Annotated in this window: 20 protein-coding genes and 3 pseudogenes; 20 read left to right on the top strand and 3 right to left on the bottom strand. The window is 66.8% G+C overall.

Translation table 11 applies throughout. The features are described from left to right. Window positions 1–124 precede the first annotated feature (124 nt). The 6 genes from F1643_RS16445 to F1643_RS16425 are packed head-to-tail and all read left to right on the top strand — an operon-like array spanning window position 125 to window position 3,475. A complete protein-coding gene (locus F1643_RS16445) occupies window positions 125–601 on the top strand; it encodes an aromatic-ring-hydroxylating dioxygenase subunit beta (RefSeq protein WP_194914301.1) in 477 nt (158 codons plus the stop codon). 14 nt (window positions 602–615) lie between these two features. After that, the gene (locus F1643_RS16440) at window positions 616–1,356 is read left to right on the top strand and encodes an SDR family NAD(P)-dependent oxidoreductase (protein WP_194914300.1); all 741 of its coding nucleotides are present in this window, start codon (window positions 616–618) and stop codon (window positions 1,354–1,356) included. Between the two features lie 12 nt (window positions 1,357–1,368). Further along, window positions 1,369–1,710 carry a hypothetical protein gene (locus F1643_RS23580; RefSeq protein WP_255542898.1) on the top strand — a complete coding sequence of 114 codons (342 nt, stop codon included), beginning with the start codon at window positions 1,369–1,371 and terminating at the stop codon, window positions 1,708–1,710. Window positions 1,711–1,736: 26 nt separating this feature from the next. Continuing rightward, on the top strand, window positions 1,737–2,330 hold the full coding sequence (locus F1643_RS23575) for a flavin reductase family protein (protein ID WP_370540650.1): 594 nt from the start codon (window positions 1,737–1,739) through the stop codon (window positions 2,328–2,330). 19 nt (window positions 2,331–2,349) lie between these two features. Then, window positions 2,350–2,862, top strand: coding sequence for a flavin reductase (locus tag F1643_RS16430; protein WP_194914298.1), 513 nt, complete (start codon window positions 2,350–2,352; stop codon window positions 2,860–2,862). Between the two features lie 34 nt (window positions 2,863–2,896). Further along, window positions 2,897–3,475, top strand: a complete 579-nt coding sequence (locus F1643_RS16425; protein WP_194914297.1) for a hemerythrin domain-containing protein — start codon at window positions 2,897–2,899, stop codon at window positions 3,473–3,475. Between the two features lie 22 nt (window positions 3,476–3,497). On the opposite strand, the gene F1643_RS16420 is transcribed toward F1643_RS16425, so the two are convergent. After that, window positions 3,498–4,640, bottom strand: coding sequence for a LysR substrate-binding domain-containing protein (locus F1643_RS16420; RefSeq protein ID WP_255542897.1), 1,143 nt, complete (start codon window positions 4,638–4,640; stop codon window positions 3,498–3,500). Here F1643_RS16420 and F1643_RS16415 point away from each other — a divergent pair. The 6 genes and pseudogenes from F1643_RS16415 (at window position 4,582) to F1643_RS23565 (ending at window position 9,476) form a co-directional block, all read left to right on the top strand. Then, window positions 4,582–5,664, top strand: a complete 1,083-nt coding sequence (locus tag F1643_RS16415; protein WP_206692529.1) for a tripartite tricarboxylate transporter substrate binding protein — start codon at window positions 4,582–4,584, stop codon at window positions 5,662–5,664. The genes F1643_RS16420 and F1643_RS16415 overlap by 59 nt on opposite strands. Then, window positions 5,583–6,068: a tripartite tricarboxylate transporter TctB family protein gene (locus F1643_RS16410; RefSeq protein ID WP_206692528.1), complete on the top strand. Its 486-nt coding sequence runs from the start codon at window positions 5,583–5,585 to the stop codon at window positions 6,066–6,068. Before F1643_RS16415 ends, F1643_RS16410 begins: the two co-directional genes overlap by 82 nt. 16 nt (window positions 6,069–6,084) lie before the next feature. Beyond that, a pseudogene (locus F1643_RS16405) lies at window positions 6,085–7,572 on the top strand (tripartite tricarboxylate transporter permease); the annotation flags it as partial. Between the two features lie 184 nt (window positions 7,573–7,756). Beyond that, complete coding sequence (locus F1643_RS16400) at window positions 7,757–8,449, top strand: HpcH/HpaI aldolase/citrate lyase family protein (protein WP_255542895.1); 693 nt, start codon at window positions 7,757–7,759, stop codon at window positions 8,447–8,449. 120 nt (window positions 8,450–8,569) lie between these two features. Beyond that, window positions 8,570–8,932 carry a tripartite tricarboxylate transporter substrate-binding protein gene (locus F1643_RS23570; protein ID WP_194914295.1) on the top strand — a complete coding sequence of 121 codons (363 nt, stop codon included), beginning with the start codon at window positions 8,570–8,572 and terminating at the stop codon, window positions 8,930–8,932. Beyond that, complete coding sequence (locus tag F1643_RS23565) at window positions 8,832–9,476, top strand: UxaA family hydrolase (protein WP_255542894.1); 645 nt, start codon at window positions 8,832–8,834, stop codon at window positions 9,474–9,476. Before F1643_RS23570 ends, F1643_RS23565 begins: the two co-directional genes overlap by 101 nt. Before the next feature lie 253 nt (window positions 9,477–9,729). Here the strand turns inward: F1643_RS23565 and F1643_RS23560 are convergent, their stop codons facing one another. Further along, entirely contained in the window at window positions 9,730–9,903 is a 174-nt protein-coding gene (locus tag F1643_RS23560) for a hypothetical protein (protein WP_255542893.1), read from the bottom strand. On the opposite strand from F1643_RS23560, the pseudogene F1643_RS24985 reads away from it, so the two are divergent. The 8 genes and pseudogenes from F1643_RS24985 to F1643_RS16345 all read left to right on the top strand — a co-directional run. Beyond that, window positions 9,866–10,129 (top strand): annotated as a pseudogene (locus tag F1643_RS24985) (MHYT domain-containing protein); the annotation flags it as partial. The gene F1643_RS23560 and the pseudogene F1643_RS24985 overlap by 38 nt on opposite strands. Before the next feature lie 173 nt (window positions 10,130–10,302). Continuing rightward, a complete protein-coding gene (locus F1643_RS23550; RefSeq protein ID WP_255542891.1) occupies window positions 10,303–13,212 on the top strand; it encodes a response regulator in 2,910 nt (969 codons plus the stop codon). 53 nt (window positions 13,213–13,265) lie between these two features. Beyond that, entirely contained in the window at window positions 13,266–14,375 is a 1,110-nt protein-coding gene (locus F1643_RS16370) for an HD-GYP domain-containing protein (protein ID WP_194914293.1), read from the top strand. Beyond that, window positions 14,296–14,874, top strand: a complete 579-nt coding sequence (locus F1643_RS16365; protein ID WP_255542890.1) for an ATP-binding cassette domain-containing protein — start codon at window positions 14,296–14,298, stop codon at window positions 14,872–14,874. Before F1643_RS16370 ends, F1643_RS16365 begins: the two co-directional genes overlap by 80 nt. Then, window positions 14,874–15,479, top strand: a pseudogene (locus F1643_RS16360) (ABC transporter permease); the annotation flags it as partial. The gene F1643_RS16365 and the pseudogene F1643_RS16360, both read left to right, overlap by 1 nt. A 247-nt stretch (window positions 15,480–15,726) precedes the next feature. Next, entirely contained in the window at window positions 15,727–16,395 is a 669-nt protein-coding gene (locus F1643_RS23545; protein ID WP_370540646.1) for a pyridoxal-phosphate dependent enzyme, read from the top strand. 923 nt (window positions 16,396–17,318) lie between these two features. After that, the gene (locus tag F1643_RS16350; RefSeq protein ID WP_194914292.1) at window positions 17,319–18,599 is read left to right on the top strand and encodes a hypothetical protein; all 1,281 of its coding nucleotides are present in this window, start codon (window positions 17,319–17,321) and stop codon (window positions 18,597–18,599) included. 11 nt (window positions 18,600–18,610) lie between these two features. Beyond that, window positions 18,611–19,795 (top strand): hypothetical protein, encoded by a 1,185-nt coding sequence (locus F1643_RS16345; protein ID WP_194914291.1) that lies wholly within the window; start codon window positions 18,611–18,613, stop codon window positions 19,793–19,795. 58 nt (window positions 19,796–19,853) lie between these two features. Here F1643_RS16345 and F1643_RS16340 read toward each other — a convergent pair whose 3' ends face one another. Beyond that, on the bottom strand, window positions 19,854–20,489 hold the full coding sequence (locus F1643_RS16340) for an SGNH/GDSL hydrolase family protein (RefSeq protein WP_194914290.1): 636 nt from the start codon (window positions 20,487–20,489) through the stop codon (window positions 19,854–19,856). Window positions 20,490–20,890 lie beyond the last annotated feature (401 nt).

The following is a 20,890-nucleotide window of genomic DNA, read 5'->3' as shown; positions in this document are numbered from 1 at the left end:
ATCGCGGGGGAGGGAACTGCCGCCACTCTCCCACATCAGCACCTACTCCCTCCCCCGCCCAGCGGGGGAGGGTCGGGGTGGGGGCATCACTGCCACCCCCTGACACCCCCCGGAGACACCACCCATGAACACCCAACTCCTCACCGAGGTCAGCGCCTTCCTCTGGCAGGAGGCCGACATGCTCGACCACCGCGAGTATCAGGACTGGCTGGCGCAATGGACCGCCGACGGCCTCTACATCGTGCCGATCGACCCCGACGCAACCGACCTCGCCGACCGGCTGAACTACGCCTATGACGACGCCGACATGCGGGCCAAGCGCGTCGCCCGCCTGACCAGCGGCGAATCCGTCTCCACCCAGCCGGCCTCGCGCACCGTGCGCTCGCTGTCGCGCTTCCGCGTCCTGGCCGACGACGGCGCCGCCATCACCGTGCGCGCCGCCCAGCATCTGCGCGAGTTCCGCAAGGAGACGCTGCGCGACTACACCGCCGACGTCACCTACGAGCTGGCCCGCAGCGGCGACGGCTTCCGGCTGAAGAGCAAGATCGTCCGGCTGGTGAACTCCACCGACGCGCTGCACAGCATCGGCTACATCCTCTGACAGGAGCCCACGGGATGGCACAGGTCGCACTCGTCACCGGCGCGGCCCAGGGATTGGGCCGGGTCATCGCCGATCAGTTCCTCATCGCCGGCTACCGCGTCGTCCTGACCGACGTCGCCGAGGACGCGGTGAATGATGCGGCGGCAGCCCTCGACCCGTCGGGCGAGGCGGTTCTTCCGCTGGTGCTCGACGTCACCCGCAAGGCGGATTTCACCGCGGCGCTCGACGCCGTGCTGGCCCGCTGGGGGGCGCTGCATGTGGCAGTCAACAACGCGGCGATGACGCCGATGACCCCGGTCATGCAGATCACGCCGGAGGAATTCGACGCGGTGCTGACCGTCAATCTGCGCGGCACCTTCCTCGGCTGTCAGGTCTTCGGCGCGCATCAGGCGAAGGTCGGTTATGGCCGCATCGTCAACATCGCCTCGCTGGCCGGGCAGAATGGCGGCACGGCGTCGGGCGCACATTACGCCTCCTCCAAGGCCGGCATCCTGACGCTGACCAAGATCTTCGCCCGCGAACTGGCAGCCTCCAACGTCACCGTCAACGCCATCGCACCCGGCCCGATGGAGCTTCCCTCCGTCCGCGCGTCGGTCCCGCCGGAGCGGCTGGAAACGCTGATCGGCATGATCCCGGTGAAACGGCTGGGCAACCCGGCCTTCGTCGCCCGGATGGCGGTGGAGCTGGCATCGCCGGATGCGGATTTCACCACCGGTGCGGCCTGGGACATCAACGGCGGCATCTTCATGCGCTGAGGAAAGACGGTCATGACGACGCAAGACACGCTGACGCTGACGGTGGCCCGCCGCCGGGTCGAAGGGAACGGGGTGCTACTGCTCGACCTCATCGACAGGACCGGCAACGCGCTGCCGCCCTTCGAGGCCGGGGCGCATGTCGACCTGCATCTGGCGCCGGGGCTGGTCCGGCAATATTCGCTGTGCGGCGACCCGGCCGACCGCAGCCGCTACCGGCTGGGATCCTGCGCGATCCCGCTTCCCGCGGCGGCTCGGTCGCGGCGCATGACCGGCTGCAGGAGGGGACGGAGGTCGCGGTCGGGCTGCCGCGCAACCTGTTCCCGCTGGCGGCCGATGCCGCCCATTCCATCCTGATCGGCGGCGGCATCGGCATCACCCCGATGATCGCCATGGCCCATGCCCTGGCGGCGGCGGGCGGCAGTTTCGAACTGCATTACTGCGGCCGCAGCCGCGACGCCTGCGCCTTCCTGGGCGAGCTGGCCGAAGCCGCGTTCCGCGACCGCACCGCTCTGCATCTGGACGACGGCCAGCCCGGCCAGCGCCTCGACCTGCCCGCCCTGCTCGGCAGCGCGCCCGCCGGCACGCACCTCTATGTCTGCGGCCCGACCGGCTTCATGGACTGGGTGATCGGCGAGGCGATGCGCCTCGGCCTGCCCGCCGACCGCATCCACCGCGAATACTTCCAGGCGGAGGTCGCCACCGGCGGCGGCGCCTTCGAGGTGGTGGCGAAGCGCAGCGGCAAGTCCGTGCGGGTGGCGGAGGACGAGACCATCGTCCAGGCGCTCGGCCGCATCGGCATCAAGGTGCAGATGTCCTGCGAACAGGGCGTCTGCGGCACCTGCCTGTGCACCGTGCTGGAAGGCACGCCGGACCACCGCGACGTCTTCCTGACCGACGAGGAGAAGGCCGACAACGACCAGATCCTGCTCTGCTGTTCGCGCGCCCGCACCGACACCCTCGTCCTCGACATCTGAGACTTTAAGGACTTCCCCAATGGTTGAGGTTTCCCGCTTCCGCAACGGCATGTCGATGCTGACCGGTGCCGTGAACATCATCACCACCGCCGGTCCCGGCGGCCGGGCCGGCTTCACCGCCACCGCAGTGTGCAGCGTGACCGACCAGCCGCCGACCCTGCTGGTCTGCCTGAACCAGTCCTCCTTCGTGCATCGGGCCTTCACGGAGAACGGCGTGCTGTGCGTCAACCCGCTTTGCGGCGAGCAGCAGTCTTTGTCGGAGGTCTTTTCCAACCGCAGCCTGTCGGCCGACGAACGCTTCTCCCATGCCGACTGGACCAGCCTGGAGACCGGCAGCCCGGCGCTGGCCGGCGCGCTGGTCAATTTCGACTGCCGCATCGTCGACACCCACAGCGTCGGCACCCACAGCGTCTTCTACTGTCAGGTCGTCGATATCCGCCAGCGCGAAGCAAGCGGCAATGATCGTCTCGGCCTCGTCTACTTCAACCGCGCCTACCACCGGCTGGGCGACGCCTCGCGCGCGCTGCCCTGATCCTCACCACCCAGATCGGGGAGACCGACCCAGCATGGACGCCATCCGCATCATCAAGGACGAGCATTTCGCCATCGCCGCGGTGCTGCACGCCCTGCGCCACCAGATCCGCGCCATCCGCGGCGGGGCATCCCCCGACTTCCCCCTGCTGCGCGCCATCCTCGACTACATCGTCAGCTATCCCGATCACTGGCACCATCCGAAGGAGGACCGCTTCCTCTTCGCCGCGGTCCGCCGCCGCGCGCCGGAAGCCGAAGCCCTGCTGGGCAAGCTGGAACGCGAGCACGCGCTGGGCTATCCGATGATCGAGACGCTGAAGCGCCAGCTGGTCTGTTTCGAGGCCGACGACGACGGCGCGGCGGAGGATTTCTTCGCCACGGCCGAACGCTATGCCACGCTGGAATACGCCCATCTCCAGACAGAGGAAGAGCAGCTTCTCCCCCTGGCCGAACGGGTCCTGACGGAGGAGGATTGGCGGGAGATCGACGCCGCCTTCCGCGAGAACGACAACCCGCTGTTCGGCATCAAGCCGAAGGAGGAGGCGGAGCGGCTCTACCAGCGCATTCTGGAACTGGCCCCGCCGCCGATCGGCTATGGGCGCCAGGACGGTTAGACTGGAATTTGAACTGGCGACCTCATCCGGTGGCCGATGGTGTGCAAACGGGCGATTGTCCGCGCGTCCGGCGTTCGCCGGCGATCTCGCGCAGGACCGCCTGCACCGTCGTCATGGCGGGGTTGGCGTTTCTCGGGCGCCAGACCGCGTGCAGTTCCACGATCGGATGCGCATCGCCCGCAAGCGGCCGCAGTACCACCCCCTGGAAGCCCAGATTGAGCGCCGCGCGCGGCACCAGCGCCAGCCCGATGCCCGCCTTCACCAGCCCCAGGATCGTGTGGATCTGGCTGATGTGCTGCGCATAGCGCGGGCGGACCCCGGCGCTGGTGAAGAGGGTGGCGAGCAGGTCGTAGAAGTAACGCGCCTCGTAGGGCGAATAGGCCACCATCGGCTGGTGGTCGAGGTCGGTGATCGAAACCTCCGGAAGCGTAGCCAGAGGATGGCCTTCCGGGGCGGCAAGAACCAGTGGTTCGCGCACCACGCACAGCGAGTCGACTTCACGACGGTTGTAGGACGGACGAATCAGGCCGATGTCGATCCGCCCGGCCGTCAGCGAGTCCAGTTGGTCGGCCGACATCATCTCCTTCAGATCCAGATCGATTCCCGGCGCCGTCTCCCGCAGCGTCTGGATCAGCCGCGGCAGGAATTCATATCCGGAGGCCGCGGTGAAGCCGAGCGTCACCGTGCCCTCCTCGCCGATCGCCGTCCGCCGGGCGGCCAGGGCGGCGCCCTCCGCCAACCGAAGAAGCCGACGCGCTTCCGGCAGGAAGTTATGCCCCGCCCGCGTCAAGGTGACGGACCGGCTGGTGCGGTCCAGAAGGCGGACATCCAGCGCATGTTCCAGCAGCTGTATCTGACGGCTGAGCGGCGACTGCGTGAGATTCAGACGCGCAACGGCGCGGCCGAAATGCAGTTCCTCGGCAACCGCGACGAAGCATCGGAGATGGCTGAGCTCGAACATCGATCCAAAAATGGCATCGATCGATGCGCAGAACAACTCATTAAGCAACAACCATCCGTATAACATACCATCCACGCTGCGAACAAAAATGTGCCGCCGACCACAGGCACGACACGCGCGAATCCGCCAAGTGGAGGAAATGCCGATGAAGTTTCGTCGTCTGGGGGCGGCCGTCGCCGCCCTGGCGTTGTGCGGCGCCATCATTCCCACCCTCGTGCAGGCACAGTCGTTCGACCGCCCGGTGCGCATCGTCGTCCCCTTCGCCCCCGGCGGCACGTCCGACATTCTCGCCCGCCTGATCGGCCCCAAGCTGTCCGAAGCGGTCGGCCAGCCGGTGGTGGTGGAGAACAAGCCGGGTGCCGCGGGCAACATCGGCGCCGATGCCGTGGCCAAGGCCCGGCCTGACGGCCACACGCTTCTGCTGATGGACATCGGCTCGCTGGCAGTCGCCCCCAGACTGTTCCCGGACCTGTCCTACGATGTGCAGAAGGATCTGGCTCCGGTCGGCATGGTGATGTTCGGCCCCTATGTGCTGGCGGTCCATCCCTCCGTGCCGGCCAAGACCATTCCCGAACTGGTCGCCTATGCCAAGGCCAACCCAGGCAAGCTGGCCGTCGCCAATTCCGGCGTCGGCGCGCTCAACCACATCACGTCCGTCGCCCTTGCCCGCGATCTGGGCATCGACTGGAAGGCCGTGCCCTACAAGGGCGGTGCGGCGGCGTCGCGCGCGCTCGTGTCCGGCGAATGCACAGTCATCATCAACGGCGCCACGGCAACCCTGCCCTTCGTGATATCCAAGCAGCTCGTCGGCATCGCCGTCACTGGCGACGGCCGGCTGCCCACCCTGCCGGACGCGCAGACCTTCAAGGAGGCCGGGCTCCCGCTGGCCGATGCCGGGACGTGGCAGGCCATCCTGACCACCGGCAAGACGCCGCCGGAGGTGATCGCAAGGCTGAACGCCGAGCTTCAGAAGATCCTGGCCATGCCGGAGATCAGGGAAAGGGTCGCGGAACAGGGCGGCATGGTGCGCCCCGGCACGCCGGACGAGGTGAAGGCGTGGCTCGCCACCAACATCGAGTCCTGGGGGCGGCATCGTCCGCGCCGCCGAGATCAAGACCAACTGACCAGCTTCCCCGGACATTCGCCATGCCCCAATTCGACATGTCCCAGCGCCGGCCGGCGGGGCAGCGGCTCGACTGGCCCGACCTTCTGTTCGGCGTTTTCCTGATCGCGATGTCGGCAGGCGCCTTCGCCGCGACATCAAGGCTCTCCGGCGGCTCCGCGGCCGATATGGGGCCCGGCTACGTGCCGCGCGCCATCGCGCTGATCCTGCTCGGCTTCGGCCTGTTCTTCGCCGGCCGCGGGCTGGCACGGGGACATGCCGGTATCGAGCGGGTGCAGGCGCGGCCGATGCTGGGAATCGCCGTCGCCGTCGGGGCCTTCGCGCTCCTGATCGAGGACGCCGGTCTGGTGGCGGCCTCCTTCTCGGCGGTCCTGCTGGCCGCCGCCGCCAGCCGCGAAAGCCGCCTGTTCGAAGTCGTCCTGTTCGGCCTGTGCGTCACCGCCGGGGCGGTCCTTCTGTTCGTGAAGGCCCTCGCCCTGCCGGTGCCCATCTGGCCCTGGTCCCTCTAGCTCTGGAAGGCGCGCCATGGAGTTGTTCGACAATCTCCTGCTCGGCCTGTCCACGGCCCTGCAATTCAACAACCTGCTCTATTGCCTGATCGGCGTCGTCATCGGCACGGCTATCGGCGTTCTGCCCGGCATCGGTCCTATCCCGACGGTGGCCCTGCTGCTGCCCTTCACCTTCGGACTGCCGCCGGAATCGGCACTGATCATGCTCGCCGGCATCTTCTACGGCGCGCAGTATGGCGGTTCCACCACGGCCATCCTGGTGAATGTGCCGGGAGAGACGTCCTCGGTCGTCACCTGCCTGGACGGGCACGCCATGGCCCGCCAGGGGCGGGCGGGTCCGGCGCTGGCGATCGCCGCCGTGTCGTCCTTCTTCGCGGGCACCGTCGCGACCATCGTCATCGCACTGCTCAGCCTGCCGCTGGCAGCATTGGCGCTGAAATTCACCGCGGTGGAGTATTTCAGCCTGCTGGTCCTCGGCCTGCTCGCCGCCGTCATTCTGGCCCATGGTTCGGTGTCGAAGTCGCTGGCGATGGTGTTCCTCGGGCTGCTGCTGGGAACCATCGGGATCGACGTGAATTCCGGTGCCGCCCGCATGACCTTCGGCATCCCGGCCCTGTCCGACGGGCTCGATTTCGTTCCGGTGGCGATGGGCATGTTCGGGTTGGCCGAGATCATGGCCAACCTGGAGCGCAACGAGGTCCGGCAGGTGGTCAGCCAGAAGCTGCGCGACCTCGTGCCGACGCGGACCGACCTCAAGGCGGCCTTCCCCGCGATGGTTCGCGGCACCGCCATCGGCTCGGCGCTGGGCGTGCTGCCGGGCGGGGGTGCGGCCTTGCCGCCCTTCACCGCCTATGCCCTGGAGAAGAAGATCGCCCGCGATCCCCAGCGCTTCGGCAAGGGCGCCATCGAAGGCGTCGCCGGGCCGGAGGCGGCCAACAACGCCGGGGCGCAGACCAGCTTCATCCCGCTGCTGACCCTCGGCATTCCCGCCAACGCGCTGATGGCGCTGATGACGCTGATGATCGGTGCCTTGATGATGCAGGGCATCCAGCCCGACCCGCAGGTGATGACCGAACAGCCGGCCCTGGTCTGGGGCGTCATCGCCAGCATGTGGACCGGCAACCTGATGCTGCTGATCATCAACCTGCCGCTGGTCGGGCTGTGGGTCTCGATGCTGAAGATCCCCTACCGCCTGCTGTTCCCGGCCATCGTCCTGTTCTGCTGCATCGGCACCTACGGCATCTCCAACAGCGTCTTCAATGTCTGGCTCATGCTGGGCTGCGCCGTGGTCGGCTACTTCTTCATCAAGGTGGGGGTGGAGCCCGCGCCGCTGCTGCTCGGCCTCGTGCTCGGCCCGCAGCTGGAGGAGAATTTCCGCCGCGCCATGCAGCTGTCCGACGCCGACCCGTCGGTCTTCCTCACCCGCCCGATCAGCGCCGTCCTGCTCGCCGTCGTCGCGGTCCTGCTGCTCGCCATGCTGTCTCCCGCCGTCCTGCGCAAACGCCACCGAAGCGCTGGCGGAATAGGTAGGCAAACCCGTCAACCTCCATCGACCTCAACCCCCATCGACCTCAACCCCCATCGACCTCAACCCCCATCGAAAGGCACGCCGTCCCGTGGACCTCCGCACCAATTCCTTCAAGCGCGCCATCCAGGCAGGCCGCAAGCAGATCGGTTTCTGGAACAGCATGGCGAGCCCCACCGCCACCGAGATCCTGGCCGGTTCCGGCTTCGACTGGCTGCTGCTCGACGCCGAACACGCGCCGAACGACGTGCCGGGCATCCTGGCCCAGCTGCAGGCGATGATGGAGAACGCAACGCATCCGGTCGTCCGCATTCCGGACAACGATCCGATCGTCATCAAGCGCCCATCTCGATATCGGCGTGCAGTCCTTCCTGATCCCGATGATGGAGACGGTCGAGGAGGCCGAGACCGCGGTCGCCGCCACGCGCTTTCCCCCGACGGCATCCGCGGCTTCGCCGGGGCCAGCCGGGCCTCGCGCTTCGGCCGGGTGAAGGACTATCACCGCCGCGCCCACGAGGAAATCTGCATCCTTGTGCAGATCGAGACGCGCAAGGGCCTGGACAATCTGGAGGCCATCGCCGCGGTGCCGGGCATCGACGGGTTGTTCATCGGTCCGGGCGACCTGTCGTCCGACCTCGGCCATCTCGGCGACCAGGGCAACCCGGAGATCGTCGAGCTGATCGAGAAGACCATCGGCCGGATCGTCGCCGCCGGCAGCCGGGCCGGCATCCTCACCGCCGACGAGACGCTGGCACGCCGTTACATGGCCGCCGGCTGCGTCTACACCGCCGTCGCATCGACACCGGCCTGCTCGCCCGCACCACAGAGGCGATCGCAAGGAAAGTTCAGGGACTGAGGATCGCCCGTTCCCGAATGTCGGACACAACCGGCACGTCAAGGCGGTAACCACCAAACAAAGCAGGCAGATACAGACAACAAAACAGGGAGGACTCATGAAGACCTTGCCGTTTCTGACATGGCCGCGCTCGCCGCGATGCTGTCCATGCCGGCCTTCACCGAATATCCGGACAAGGCGCTGACGATGATCGTGCCCTTCCCGCCGGGGGGCGCGTCGGACACCGCGGCACGGCTGATCGGACCGAAGCTCACCGAAGCTCTCGGCCAGCCGGTCGTCATCGAGAACCGGTCCGGCGCCAACGGTTCGATCGGCGTCTATGCCATCGATCCGGTGCTCTACAAAGGGCTGAACGGCCGGCATCCTGTCGGCCGACGAGGCGTTGGCGAAGCGCTACACCAAGCTGGGCTGCAACTTCGTCGCCGTCGGCTCCGACCTCGAGCATCCTCGCCCGCACCTCCGAACAGCTCGCCGCAAAGTTGAAGACGAACGTCTGGGAGGACACCGTCCGCTGTCCGACACTCCGCTCTACATCAAGGTGCATGGCGACGGCAATGTCGCCATCATCGTCAACAATCTGGGCGGACAGGTGATGGTGGTCGGGCCGAGCTCCATCGCCAAGTTGGGCAGCAGCCCGATCGTCGGCGTGCTGTCACCCGGCCAGCGGGCCGACCGCAAGGGACTGATCTATGCCGCGACCCCCGCCAGCGATTTCGTCTGCGGCACGCTGCAGCTGGCGTCGGGCTGCAACATGGAGGTGTTCACCGCCGGGCGCGGCACTCCCTACGGTCTTGCCATGGTGCCGGTCATCAAGGTCTCGACCCGCACGGCGCTGGCCGAGCGCTGGCACGACCTGATCGACGTGGATGCCGGACGCATCGCCACCGGTCAGGCCACCATCGAAGACATCGGCTGGGAGATCTTCCGCATGATCCTGGATGTCGCCAGCGGTCGGAGGAAGACCCGGGCCGACCATCGGGAAATCCGCAACGCGATGACGCTGTTCAACCCGGCGCCGGTCACCTGACCGGACCGGCTCCCCTGCACAGTGTCACAGGATTGGTTGCCGGACGCAAAAATTTGTTTCAGATCGTTGCAATCAAAAGGGTTGGATTGACACTGCACGTATGGCCTATTCCAGGCGCATGCGGGACGTGGAGCGCTTCCATGCCGTGACCGGGCATCGCATGGAAAGACACGGTACGCAGCATGATCATATGGCTCGATTCCCTGTTCCGTCCCGCCGCGCCCGGCCCCTTGGACGCCGTGTTGGTCGGGTCCTACACCCCCTGGTTGGTGGGGCTGTCCTTCCTGGTCGCAGCTTTCGCTTCCCTGGCTGCCCTGATGATCGCGCAGCGGCTGTCCACCGCCGCGCCGTTGGCCCGCGCGGTATGGCTGGCCGCCGGTTCGGCCAGCATGGGCGGCGGAATCTGGGCCATGCATTTCATCGGCATGCTGGCCTTCGCGCTGCCCTGCGGAGTCGACTACAGCGCCGTCCTGACGCTGCTGTCGCTCCTGCCCGGAATGATGGCCAGCGCCGTCGCCCTGCAAGTGATCGGACGGACGGACGAGATCGGGCGGAAGCGGCTGGCGCTCAGCGCCGTGCTGATGGGTGCCGGCATCGGCGCCATGCACTACACCGGCATGGCCGCCATGGATATCGACGCGGTGCTGCGTTATGATGCACGGCTGGTGGTGCTGTCGGTCGTGGTTGCAGTGGTGCTCGCCTTCGTCTCGCTGAGGCATCCGCGGCCTGACACGCCGGGCCAAGGCAGCCGGCGGCCGGCTTCTGGCGATGTCGGCGGCGGCCGCCGTGATGGGCGGCGCCGTCACCGGCATGGCACTACACCGCCATGCATGCCGCGGTCTTCTTCCCCGCCGATCAGCCGGAGGCGCTCGTCGCCACGCTGCCGCCGACGACACTCGCGCTGCTGGTCGTCGTCTTCGCGGTGTCGCTCGCCACCGCCACCATGGCCGCCGCCGTCGCCGGTCGTCAGGTCGAGACCGCCCAGGCGCTGCGCGAGGAGATCGCCCGCCGCGCCGCGCTGGAGCGGGACGCCAAGGCCGGCGAGGCACGGTTGCAGGCGATCTTCGATACGGTGGTCGACGGCATCATCACCATCAACGAGCGCGGCACCATCCTGCGGTGGAGCCCGGCCGCCGCCCGCATCTTCGGCTACGGCGCCGAGGAGACCGTCGGCAACAACGTCTCCCTCCTGATGCCCGAGCCGCACCATTCGGCGCATGACGGCTATCTGCGCCGTTTCTCGACACCGGCGAGGCGAAGATCATCGGAATCGGGCGCGAGACCGTCGGCCGCCGCAAGACCGGAGAGCTTTTTCCCGCTGGAGCTGTCGATCAGTCAGGTCCGGCTGGGCGGGGAGGTGCTGTTCACCGGCATCGTCCGTGACGTCACCGAACGCAAGCGCGTGCAGCGGGAGCTTGAGGAGGCCGTGCGCGGTGCCGACGCCGCCAACCGTGCCAAATCGGCCTTCATCGCCAATGTCAGCCACGAGGTTCGCACGCCGCTGAACGCCATCATCGGCATGGCGCATATTCTCATGCGTGCCGGCATGGAACGGTCCCAGCATGACCAGGCGGCCAAGATCCTCAATGCCGGCCGCTCGCTGCTGTCCATCATCAACGACATCCTCGACTTCTCGAAGGTCGAGGCCGGACAGCTCACCATCGAGGCGATCGAGCTGGACCTGGAGCGGGTGCTCCAGGACGTCGCCGACATGGTGGTGGAGAAGGTGGCAGCGAAGGGGCTCGAACTGGTCGTCGACATCGGCGCCGACGTGCCGCTGCGCCTTGTCGGCGACCCGCTGCGGCTCGGCCAGATCCTGCTGAACTACGTCAGCAACGCCGTCAAGTTCACCCAGTCCGGCGAGATCAAGGTCACGGTGCGGCGCGACGATGGCGCGGGCGAACCGGCGGAAGGGCGCGTGCGCCTGCATTTCGCCGTCAGCGACACCGGCATCGGTCTGTCGGAGGATGAACGGGGCCGCCTGTTCCAGCCCTTCCAGCAGGCCGACGCATCGACCACCCGGCGCTTCGGCGGCACCGGGCTTGGCCTCGTCATCAGCAAGCGGCTGGCCGAGATGATGGGCGGCAGCGTCGGCGTGGAGAGCCGCCCCGGCGAGGGCAGCACCTTCTGGTTCACCGCCGCCCTGGGCGTCGCCGCCAGCAGCGCGGACCGGAAGGCCGCCACGCCTGTCGGGCTGCGCGGCCGCCGCGCCCTGGTGGTCGAGGACAACGACAGCACCCGCACCGTGATCTGCGACATGCTGCGCTCGATGACCTTCGAGGTGCAGGGGGCCGCGGGCGGCAACGAGGCCGTCGCGGCGACCCGCGCGGCGCTCGCCGCCGGCAAGCCCTTCGACATCGTCTTCGTAGACTGGCGGATGCCGGGCATGGACGGAATCGACGCGGTGCGCGCGATCCGCACTCTGCACGCCAAGGATCCGGCTTCCGCCGCCGACCCGGCCTTCGTGCTGGTCACGGCCTATGGCGGGGCGGAGATCATGCACCGTGCCGCGCGTGCCGGCGTCGACGAGATCCTGGTCAAGCCGGTGAATCCCAGCATCCTGCTCGACGCGGCATCGCGCGCGCTCGGCATCGTCGGCGCCGACGTGGTTCCGCCCGACGCGCCGGATGCCGCGATCGGTGCGCAGTTGGCCGGGCTGCGCATCCTGGTCGCCGAGGACAATCCGCTCAACCAGGACGTCGCCCGCGAGCTGCTGACCAGCGTCGGCACCCTGCCCGACATCGCCGACAACGGCGTCATCGCTCTGGAGCGGCTGGCGGCACGGCGCTACGACCTCGTCCTGATGGACATGCAGATGCCGGTGATGGACGGGTTGACCGCCGTCCGCCTCCTCCGCGAGCGGCCGGAACTGACGACGCTGCCGGTGGTCGCGATGACGGCCAACGCCATGGCGGCCGACCGCCGGGCTTGCCTGGACGCCGGCATGAACGACCACCTCTCCAAGCCGATCGACCCGGACGAGCTGTACGCGATGGTCGCCCTCTGGGCCGGACGTGCGGCGGAGGCGCCGGGCGGGTCGGCGGAATGCTCCCCGTACGGTGCCGCGCCCGGCGTCCGTCGTACCGAGGCCGGCGTGCCGTCGCCCTTCGACGCCGTCGGGCCGGAGATCGACGCGGCGGCCGGCCTGCACCGGGTTCTGAACCGGCCGCAGCTCTATCGCTCCCTGCTTGACCGCTTCCGGGCCGAACAGGAAGGCTCGGACGCACTGATCGCCGATGCGCTTGCCGATGGCAACCTCACCCTAGCGGAGATCACCGCACACACCGCCAAGGGCCTGTCGGCGCAGATCGGGGCCGGTGCGCTCGCCGAAGCGGCGTCGGCCTTAGAAGCTGCCGTGCACGCCGGCGTGACCGGGGCCGAAACGGATGGACTCGTCGCGGTCTACGCGCAGGCGCTGCGCCGGACGCTGGCCGCCATCGACCGCGCGATCCCGCAGCGGGCGACGGCTCCCGCCGGATCGCCGGCGGCTTTTGCCCCTCTCCCCCCGCTGAGCGCCGCGCAGGAGGATCTGCTGCGCCGGCTCGACGCACTTCTGGCCGACGACGATGCCGAGGCCCACGATCTGGTTCAGCGGGAGGAGGAGGCTCTGCGCGCTACGCTTGGCTCCGAAGCCTACGGGACTTTGGCGACGGCGGTCGGACATTTCAATTTCGACCAGGGGTTGGCGATCACGCGCCGCCGCCTGGATGCCAACACCACTGCCGCCGCCAGCTGATCCTGCTCATTCCCATGTCCACAGCCGCCTTGCCGATCGAAAGACCGCTTGAGATGACCGACTCCGAAGCCCGCCGCCCCCTGGTGCTCGTGGTGGACGATACACCGGACAACCTGATGTTGATGGCCGGCCTGCTGAAGGAGAGCTACCGCGTCAAGGTGGCGAGCGGCGGTGAGAAGGCGTTGCGAATCGCACAGACCGCTCCGGCTCCCGACCTGATCCTGCTCGACATCATGATGCCGGAGATGGACGGCTACGCCGTGTGCCGCCGGCTGAAGGCCGATGCCGCCACTCGGGACATCCCGGTGGTCTTCCTGACCGCCCTGTCGGAGCAGGCGGACGAGCAGGCCGGGCTGGAGCTGGGTGCGGTGGACTACATCACCAAGCCGATCAGCGCGCCCATTCTGCTGGCCCGCGTGCGCAATCACATCCGCCTCAAGGAGGCGGCCGACTACATCCGCGACAAGAACCTGTTCCTGGAAGCCGAAGTGGAGCGCCGCACCGCGGATATGCGGGCGATCCAGGACGTGACGATCATGGCGTTGGCCTCTCTGGCGGAGACGCGGGACAACGAGACCGGCAGCCATATCCTGCGGACCCAGCATTACGTCCGCGCCCTGGCCGAAGAGCTGCGCCACCACCCGCGCTTCGCCGCCTTCCTGACCGATGGCGTCATCGACCTGCTCTACAAATCCGCGCCGCTGCACGACATCGGCAAGGTCGGCATCCCCGACGCCATCCTGCTGAAGCCGGGCAAGCTGACGGCGGAGGAGTGGGACATCATGAGGACCCACGCCACGCTGGGCAGCGATTCCCTGGCGCGGGCGGAGGACCGGCTGGAAGGCGACACGCCATCCTTCCTGCGCTTCGCCCGCGAGATCGCCGAGGCGCATCACGAGAAGTGGGACGGCTCCGGCTACCCGCGCGGCCTGAAAGGGGAGGACATTCCCGTATCGGCCCGGCTGATGGCGCTGGCCGACGTCTACGATGCCCTGATCTCCAGGCGCGTCTACAAGGAGCCGATGAGCCACGAGCAGGCCGTGGCGATCATCCTGGACGGGCGGGGCCGCCACTTCGATCCGGATGTCGCCGACGCGTTCCTGCGGCTTGCCGGACGCTTCCAGGAAATCGCCGAGCGCTACGCCGACCAAAACATGTCGTGAGAATCGAACTGGACCGCACCGGGCTTGCCGGAGGCTGACAGCGGCTTGGCCAAGACGATCGACGGCCTCTTCGCCTCTACAAGACCGAGGCGATCCGGCGCGGCTCAGTATTCGGGAGTTCTCTCCTCAATCGGCCCTTTTGAAATCCATGCGGCGCGAGGCGGAGGAAAAGGCGCTCGACTGCATCGCCCGCGTGAACCTGACGAAGTTCGCCGACGTGCACCCCCACATGCTGTCCGGCGGCATGAAGCAGCGCGTCGCCATCGCCCGCGCCATGGCGATGGAGCCCGACATCCTGCTGATGGACGAGCCCTTCGCCGCGCTCGACGCGCTGACCCGCCGCACGATGCAGGAGGAGCTGCTGCAGCTGTGGGACGATCTGCGCTTCACCGTGCTGTTCGTCACCCATTCCATCGAGGAGGCGCTGGTCGTCGGCTCGCGCATCCTGGTGCTGTCGCGCTGTGGCAGGCGGCGGCGGTCTGGCAGAACAATCCGCTGATGTTCCCGACCTTCACCGACACCACGGCGGCGCTGTGGGACGGCATCCGGCGCGACGATCTGCTGTCGATGGCCTGGACCTCGCTGTCGGTGCTGCTGAAGGGCTATGCGGTGGCGGTGGTGCTGGCCGTGCTGCTGACCACGGTTGCCGTGTCCACCCGGATCGGCAACGACCTGCTGTCGACGCTGACCTCCATGTTCAACCCGCTGCCGGCCATCGCCCTGCTGCCCATCGCCATGCTGTGGTTCGGGCTGGGCGAGGTCAGCCTGATCTTCGTGCTGGTCCATGCCGTGCTGTGGCCGCTGGCGCTGAACACCCATGCCGGCATCACCTCGGTGTCGGAGACGCTGCGGATGGCCGGGCGCAATTACGGGCTGGGCGGCCTGCGCTATGTCGTGACGCTGCTGATCCTCGCCGCCTTCCCGGCGATCCTGACCGGGCTGAAGGTCGGCTGGGCCTTCACCTGGCGCACGCTGATCGCGGCGGAGCTGGTGTTCGGCGTGTCGTCCGGCAAGGGCGGGCTCGGCTGGTTCATCTTCCAGAACCGCAACGAGCTTTACATCGACAAGGTCTTCGCCGGCCTCGTCACCGTCATCCGGATCGGCCTCCTGGTCGAGAACGTCGTCTTCCGCTGGATCGAGGTCCACACGGTCCGCAAATGGGGCATGGTCCGCCAAATGGCTTTCCAAGACATCAATCCCGTGCGCTTCGATTCCAACCTCTCGGTCGAGCGCCCCAACTTCGTCACCCATCTGGAATGCGCCTACACCGGCGAACGGTACGAGGCCGTACACCGTCCACAACCTGTCGCGCTCCGGCAAGCCGCTGCTGGTCCGCTACGACCTGAACGGCGTGAAGCAGGCGCTGACCAAGAGCTCGCTGTCCGAACGCCCGCAGGATCTGTGGCGCTACCGCGAGCTTCTGCCCGTCCGCCGGGTGGAGGACATCGTCAGCCTGGGCGAGGCGGTGACCTCGCTGGTCGCGCTGTCCCGGCCGGCGAAGCGGCTGGGCGCGGCAGAGTTGCTGGTGAAGGACGAGGGACGGCTTCCCACCGGTTCCTTCAAGGCGCGCGGGCTGGTGATGGCGGTGTCGATGGCGAAGTCCTTCGGCATCACGCATATGGCGATGCCGACCAACGGCAATGCCGGGGCGGCGCTGGCCGCCTACGCCACCGGCGCCGGCATCCGCACCACCATCTTCTGCCCGGCCGACACGCCGGAGGTGAAGGTGTCGGAGATCGAGCTGCAGGTCTTCCAGCCGGCGGACGCGGCGGCCCCTGAACCGACCGCTACCCTCCCGTCGCGCTCTCCGGACACGGACCTGCCCGAGCCGCTGATCGACATCATCGAAGCGGCAGACTCGCGTTCGTCATCAACCGCTCCGCAACCTCGCGCAGATGGTCGAGAAAGGCCCGCACCGCGGGGTTGGAGTGCCGGCTGGCAAGCCACAGCGCGGCTATGGTGTTGCGGCCCCACGGCGAGGTCGGCGAGCACGGGAACCAGTTCGCCACGCTTCACATGAGGGGCGGCGCAGCACCTTCCCGCTCGCCGAGGCGGGCAAGGCCCACTGGCGCGCTGCCGCCGGGCATCTGCAGGGCAAAATCGTGCTCACGCTCGACGGGTAAACAGCGATCCGATCCCTTCGGCAAGCCGACGTCTGAAGGCGGAGCTTCAAAGCTGGAAGGTATGAAGGCGGTTGGAACTCGTACTCGCCCTGCTCCAGGCCGCAGCCATCTTCTTCATCGCAAACCGAGCACCGAGTGCTGAAGGCCGTATCCTGTCATCTTGGCCAGCAAAAATGCGGGAGCCACGCGGTTCCGGCGGCAAATTGGCATGACGCCGGGCACCCATATGTTTGCTGCCGCAACCAGATGCTCATTCCGGCCACTCATGACGGAATTGGATGCTCCCGGCAGACCAGACATTTGCCGGTGCCGTAGCGCCAGCCTCATTCGAATGCGCAGCATCAATGGAAATTGATGCGCAAAACAGGGCAAGCGGCTGCATCCAAATAGAAAAATCCAGCATTATCACCGAAGAACAACCAAATTTTATCTGATTTTCTTTAATATAGGACTCGGCGCCTCCGTCAAGAACACACTGGTGGACGAGATGTCAGTGCGGGTTGCGAGAAAAATATCTTTAACAAGCGCTGTGCCACACGCCCCTGACGACAGGAAGACAGGCGCCGTTATCGACAGACTGGGACTTATCGTAACGTCGTTATTATTACTTTATTCGGCACTGAGCTACTTTCTTGCAGCGTCGGATGCACGAGACGGGGAAGTCGGCCTGCCCAATCAAGCCGCTTTCTTCGCTCGGTTCGCAGCATCCATCGCAGACTTTCCGGTCCCGCTGGCGCATGCACTCACCGACGGCAACGTCTTCACCCATGATGGTCTTTACTTCCTGTCTTATTGCTTCCCGCTGGCCCTTCAGATCGCCGTGGCGGCATGGCTGTTCCGCTGGCTGTCCGATTTCGGCGGCCCGGTCACCAAGGCGATGACGGACCGCCTCTTCTTCTGGCCGGTTCTTTTCACCGTCGCCTGCATTCCGTCGGTTCCGGTGATGACGCAGGACCTCTGGTTTTCCGCGCTATGGGGCGAAAAAATCATCGATGGCCTCAACCCTTATTATGTTCCCTTCACGCCGGAACAGGCCAGATTCTACCCCTTCGACGAGGTGTCGGCGAAGATGACCTACGGCCCCCTGTGGGCGGTCATCTCGGCCGGTATCATGGCTCTCAGCGACGGAAACGTCTGGGTGACCGGGCTTCTGTTCAAGCTGGTCCTGGGGGGCGCCTGGATCGCCGCGCTCGCCATCGTCCGGTGGATCGGCCGGACCCATGACGAGGCGACCGCCGCAGCCGGACTCGTCGCGTTCGGCTGGCTGCCCATCGGCCACATCTATTCGGCCGGCGAAGGACACAACGACATGGCGATGGTCGTCTTCATGCTGCTGTGGCTGATGCGTCTTCCCTCCGGCGACCGTGCGGGCCCGCTGGCGCTGGCGGCGTCGGCCGCCTGCAAATACACCAGCGCAGCCCTGGTCTCCGTCGATCTGCTGTACAGGGTCGGCAAATCCGGGCGCATGGATTTCAGGAGCATCCTGGTTCCATATCTTCTGCGCGGAATTCCGGCAGCCGCCTTCTTCCTTGCCGTCCTGTTCCTCTTTTTCCGCTCTCCCACCTTCTTCGATGGAGCCCGCGGCATGTCCGGCTGGCAGTGGCTTCAACCGGTCGACGTCGTCCGCGTGGCGGAGAGGCTGATGGACATGGACCTCGCTCCCCTGCGCTGGCTCGTGCGCGGTTCCTTCGCCGCCTTCGCCATATGGACCCTGGCCACTCTTTACCGTCGGCCCACCACGGAAAATGCCTGGAAGGCCGCCACTGCGGTGATGGCGGCGGTGGTGTTCAGCATATCGACCCACATGTGGCCCTGGTTCATGCTGTGGATCCTGGCGCTGGCCGCCCTCGTCCCCGCCTGGTGGTTCTCACGCTGGATCTTCGGCGTCGCGGCGCTGGCCCCTTTCTCGATCGTCCCCTTCTGGCGTTACGAAGTGGGGTTCGACCCCTTCTACACCAAGACGCTTCCGGCCCTGCCCCTCTATCTGGGTGCAACCCTCTTCATGGTCTGGATGCTGGACCGCAAGGACCGCGCCGCAGTCACCGCATGGGCGGCGGCAATGCCGAGACGCCTGGGCATCACCCGTCCGCACCGGTCATGAGGGAGCGCAAGATGACTGCCGGCCCGGCCGAAACACTCGTCATGACAAACCGGGCCTCTGCTCGGCCCGTCCTTGGGAGTGAGCACGTGCCACTGCCGACCCCACCGGCAGCCAGAGACAGAAGTCTGGACATCATCCGCGTCTCCGCCCTTGCGTTCATGGTGGCGGGCCATTGGGGGCGCGCGATGCCGGACGCCTACCATCTCGTCAACATCCTGCAATTCGTCTTCGAACTGGCGCCCGTGCTGTTCTTCTTTGCCTTCGGAATGACGCTCGATCGCTTCCTGGCGAAGCCGCTCGGCCGGCGGATCGAGGATCATCTGAAGCTGTTCATCCTGGCGGCCATCCACAGCCTGTATCAACAGAACAACCCCTTCGCCAGCGACTTCTTCATGTTTCTCTTTGCCGCCCGGCTGCTGTTCGATATCGCCGCCAGGGTCGGCGCCGCCAACCGGATGCTGATCGGCCTTTTCCTTCTGGCGCTCTGCGGCGCTTGGGTCGCCTTGCCGCTTCCCTTCATCTACGGCCTGTTCGTGCCATCCTTTCCCGGCTGGTTCCCTGTCTTCCCGTGGATCCTCTTCGTCGTTGCGGGGCGGGTGTTCGCCCACCACCGGCACTCCCACCGTATTGCGATCGTCGCCCTGCTGGGCCTCTCGGTGGCGTTGTTCGACATCCTGGTCCTCGGTCACGGGGTGTCGAAATGGCCGCTGTCGCCCGATTATGCGCTGCTCTTCGGCAGCGGGACTGCGGCGAGCATCCTCGTCCTCGACCGTATCCGTTGGCCCACCTTCCTGCCCTGGCGAACCGTGGAGCTGCTGTCCGTCAATCTGCTGCTGGCGACGGCACTGCATTACATCGCCGTCATCGGGGTAATGGCGGCGCATGGCGCATTGGCTCCGATCCTCACCGGATCGGTTCCCGCCGGGTATCTGCCGGCGGTGTTCACCCTGGAATATGTCCTGATGGCCGGCATCGCCCTCCTCATCCTGATCGCGCTGGTTCGCGTGGCCTTGGCGGCCGGCGCCTGGCTTGACGGCCGCGGCATACTCGGGCTCGCCGACACCCTGTTGCCGGCCATCGCCACGATCGGCATCGTTCTCTATGCCGCCATCCTCCACATCGATTTCCAAATGCGCGACATCGGACTTCCCCTGCTCTGCACCGTGGCCTTCCTGATGGCCTACAAGCGGGCATAGGAAGCTGGGCACAAGGCCAAGAACCCTCATCGTGCATGGCGGATGATTGGAAACCACCCTAACGGGCGAACACGGTGGAGCGGGGCTGCGACCAGTCATGGCCGGCGATGAGGGCGGCAATCGCCCGGGCGATCTTGCCGCCGCCCTGGACCGACGGCTCGATCGGGTTGGCATAGTCCGCCGCCTCGTCGCAGATCAGGCGGAGGTCGATCAGCGGCAGCCCGCGCGCGAAGGCGGCCCGCGTGATGACGTCGTTGAAGATGGTCAGGACGGTGACGACCAGCCGCTGCCGCAGCGGGTCGGGGTAGTTCGCATCATAGATGGTGCAGACCACCGTCGGCAGGCGCCGGGCCGTCACGGCGTCGAGCATCGCCCGATAGTCGCGCTGGAATTGCTCCCGCACCTCGCCCAGCGCATTGACGGCGCCGGCGACCGACCGCGCCCCCTCGTCGAGTACACTGGAATGCCGAAGGGCGTCGTTGCCGCCGACACTCACCACGAGATGGCTGGCATCCGGGGGGAGTTGCCCGACCTGAGCGGCAACGCTTCCGGTGACGCCGCCGTCCACCGCCCGCAAGGTCGCCTGCCAACCCTGCGGCAGAAGCGGGCGAAGCTGCGTCACCATGTCGGGACCGCCGCCCACATAGGCGGCATTGTCGAAGATCGAATCTCCGAGAAGGACAACGTTCGACATGGAGGCAATCCCCCTTGCATCCGGGTTCCCGACATTCGACCGTGGCGGCCGGTGCCGGTGCATGAAATGGCCCTGTCCAGGCAGGACGAACAGCGCCCTGTCGCCTTATGCCGACCGGGCCGCACCGCCGGTGCCGGTGTGCTGCACGCCATCCCCAAGGAGGCATCTCGGAATACACTGTACTAAGTGATGCCTCTTTTCGCTCCCATCCGAACACAAATGAGCAATGGCCTGCCAGGGCCATTCAGACAATTCTGTTATTACACAATGTCGCGGTAGCCGGGATCAAACATCCGGCATTCGTGGCAATCCTCTTTGACCTGCTCCCGGAACTCGGCCCTCTTTTCGTGTGAGGCTGAATGAGACATCTGGCTCGATTTCTATTCACGCTTGCCCTCGTT

This window comes from Azospirillum sp. INR13 (assembly GCF_015390205.1).
GTDB lineage: Bacteria > Pseudomonadota > Alphaproteobacteria > Azospirillales > Azospirillaceae > Azospirillum.
This window is presented reverse-complemented; position numbering and strand designations above follow the sequence as displayed.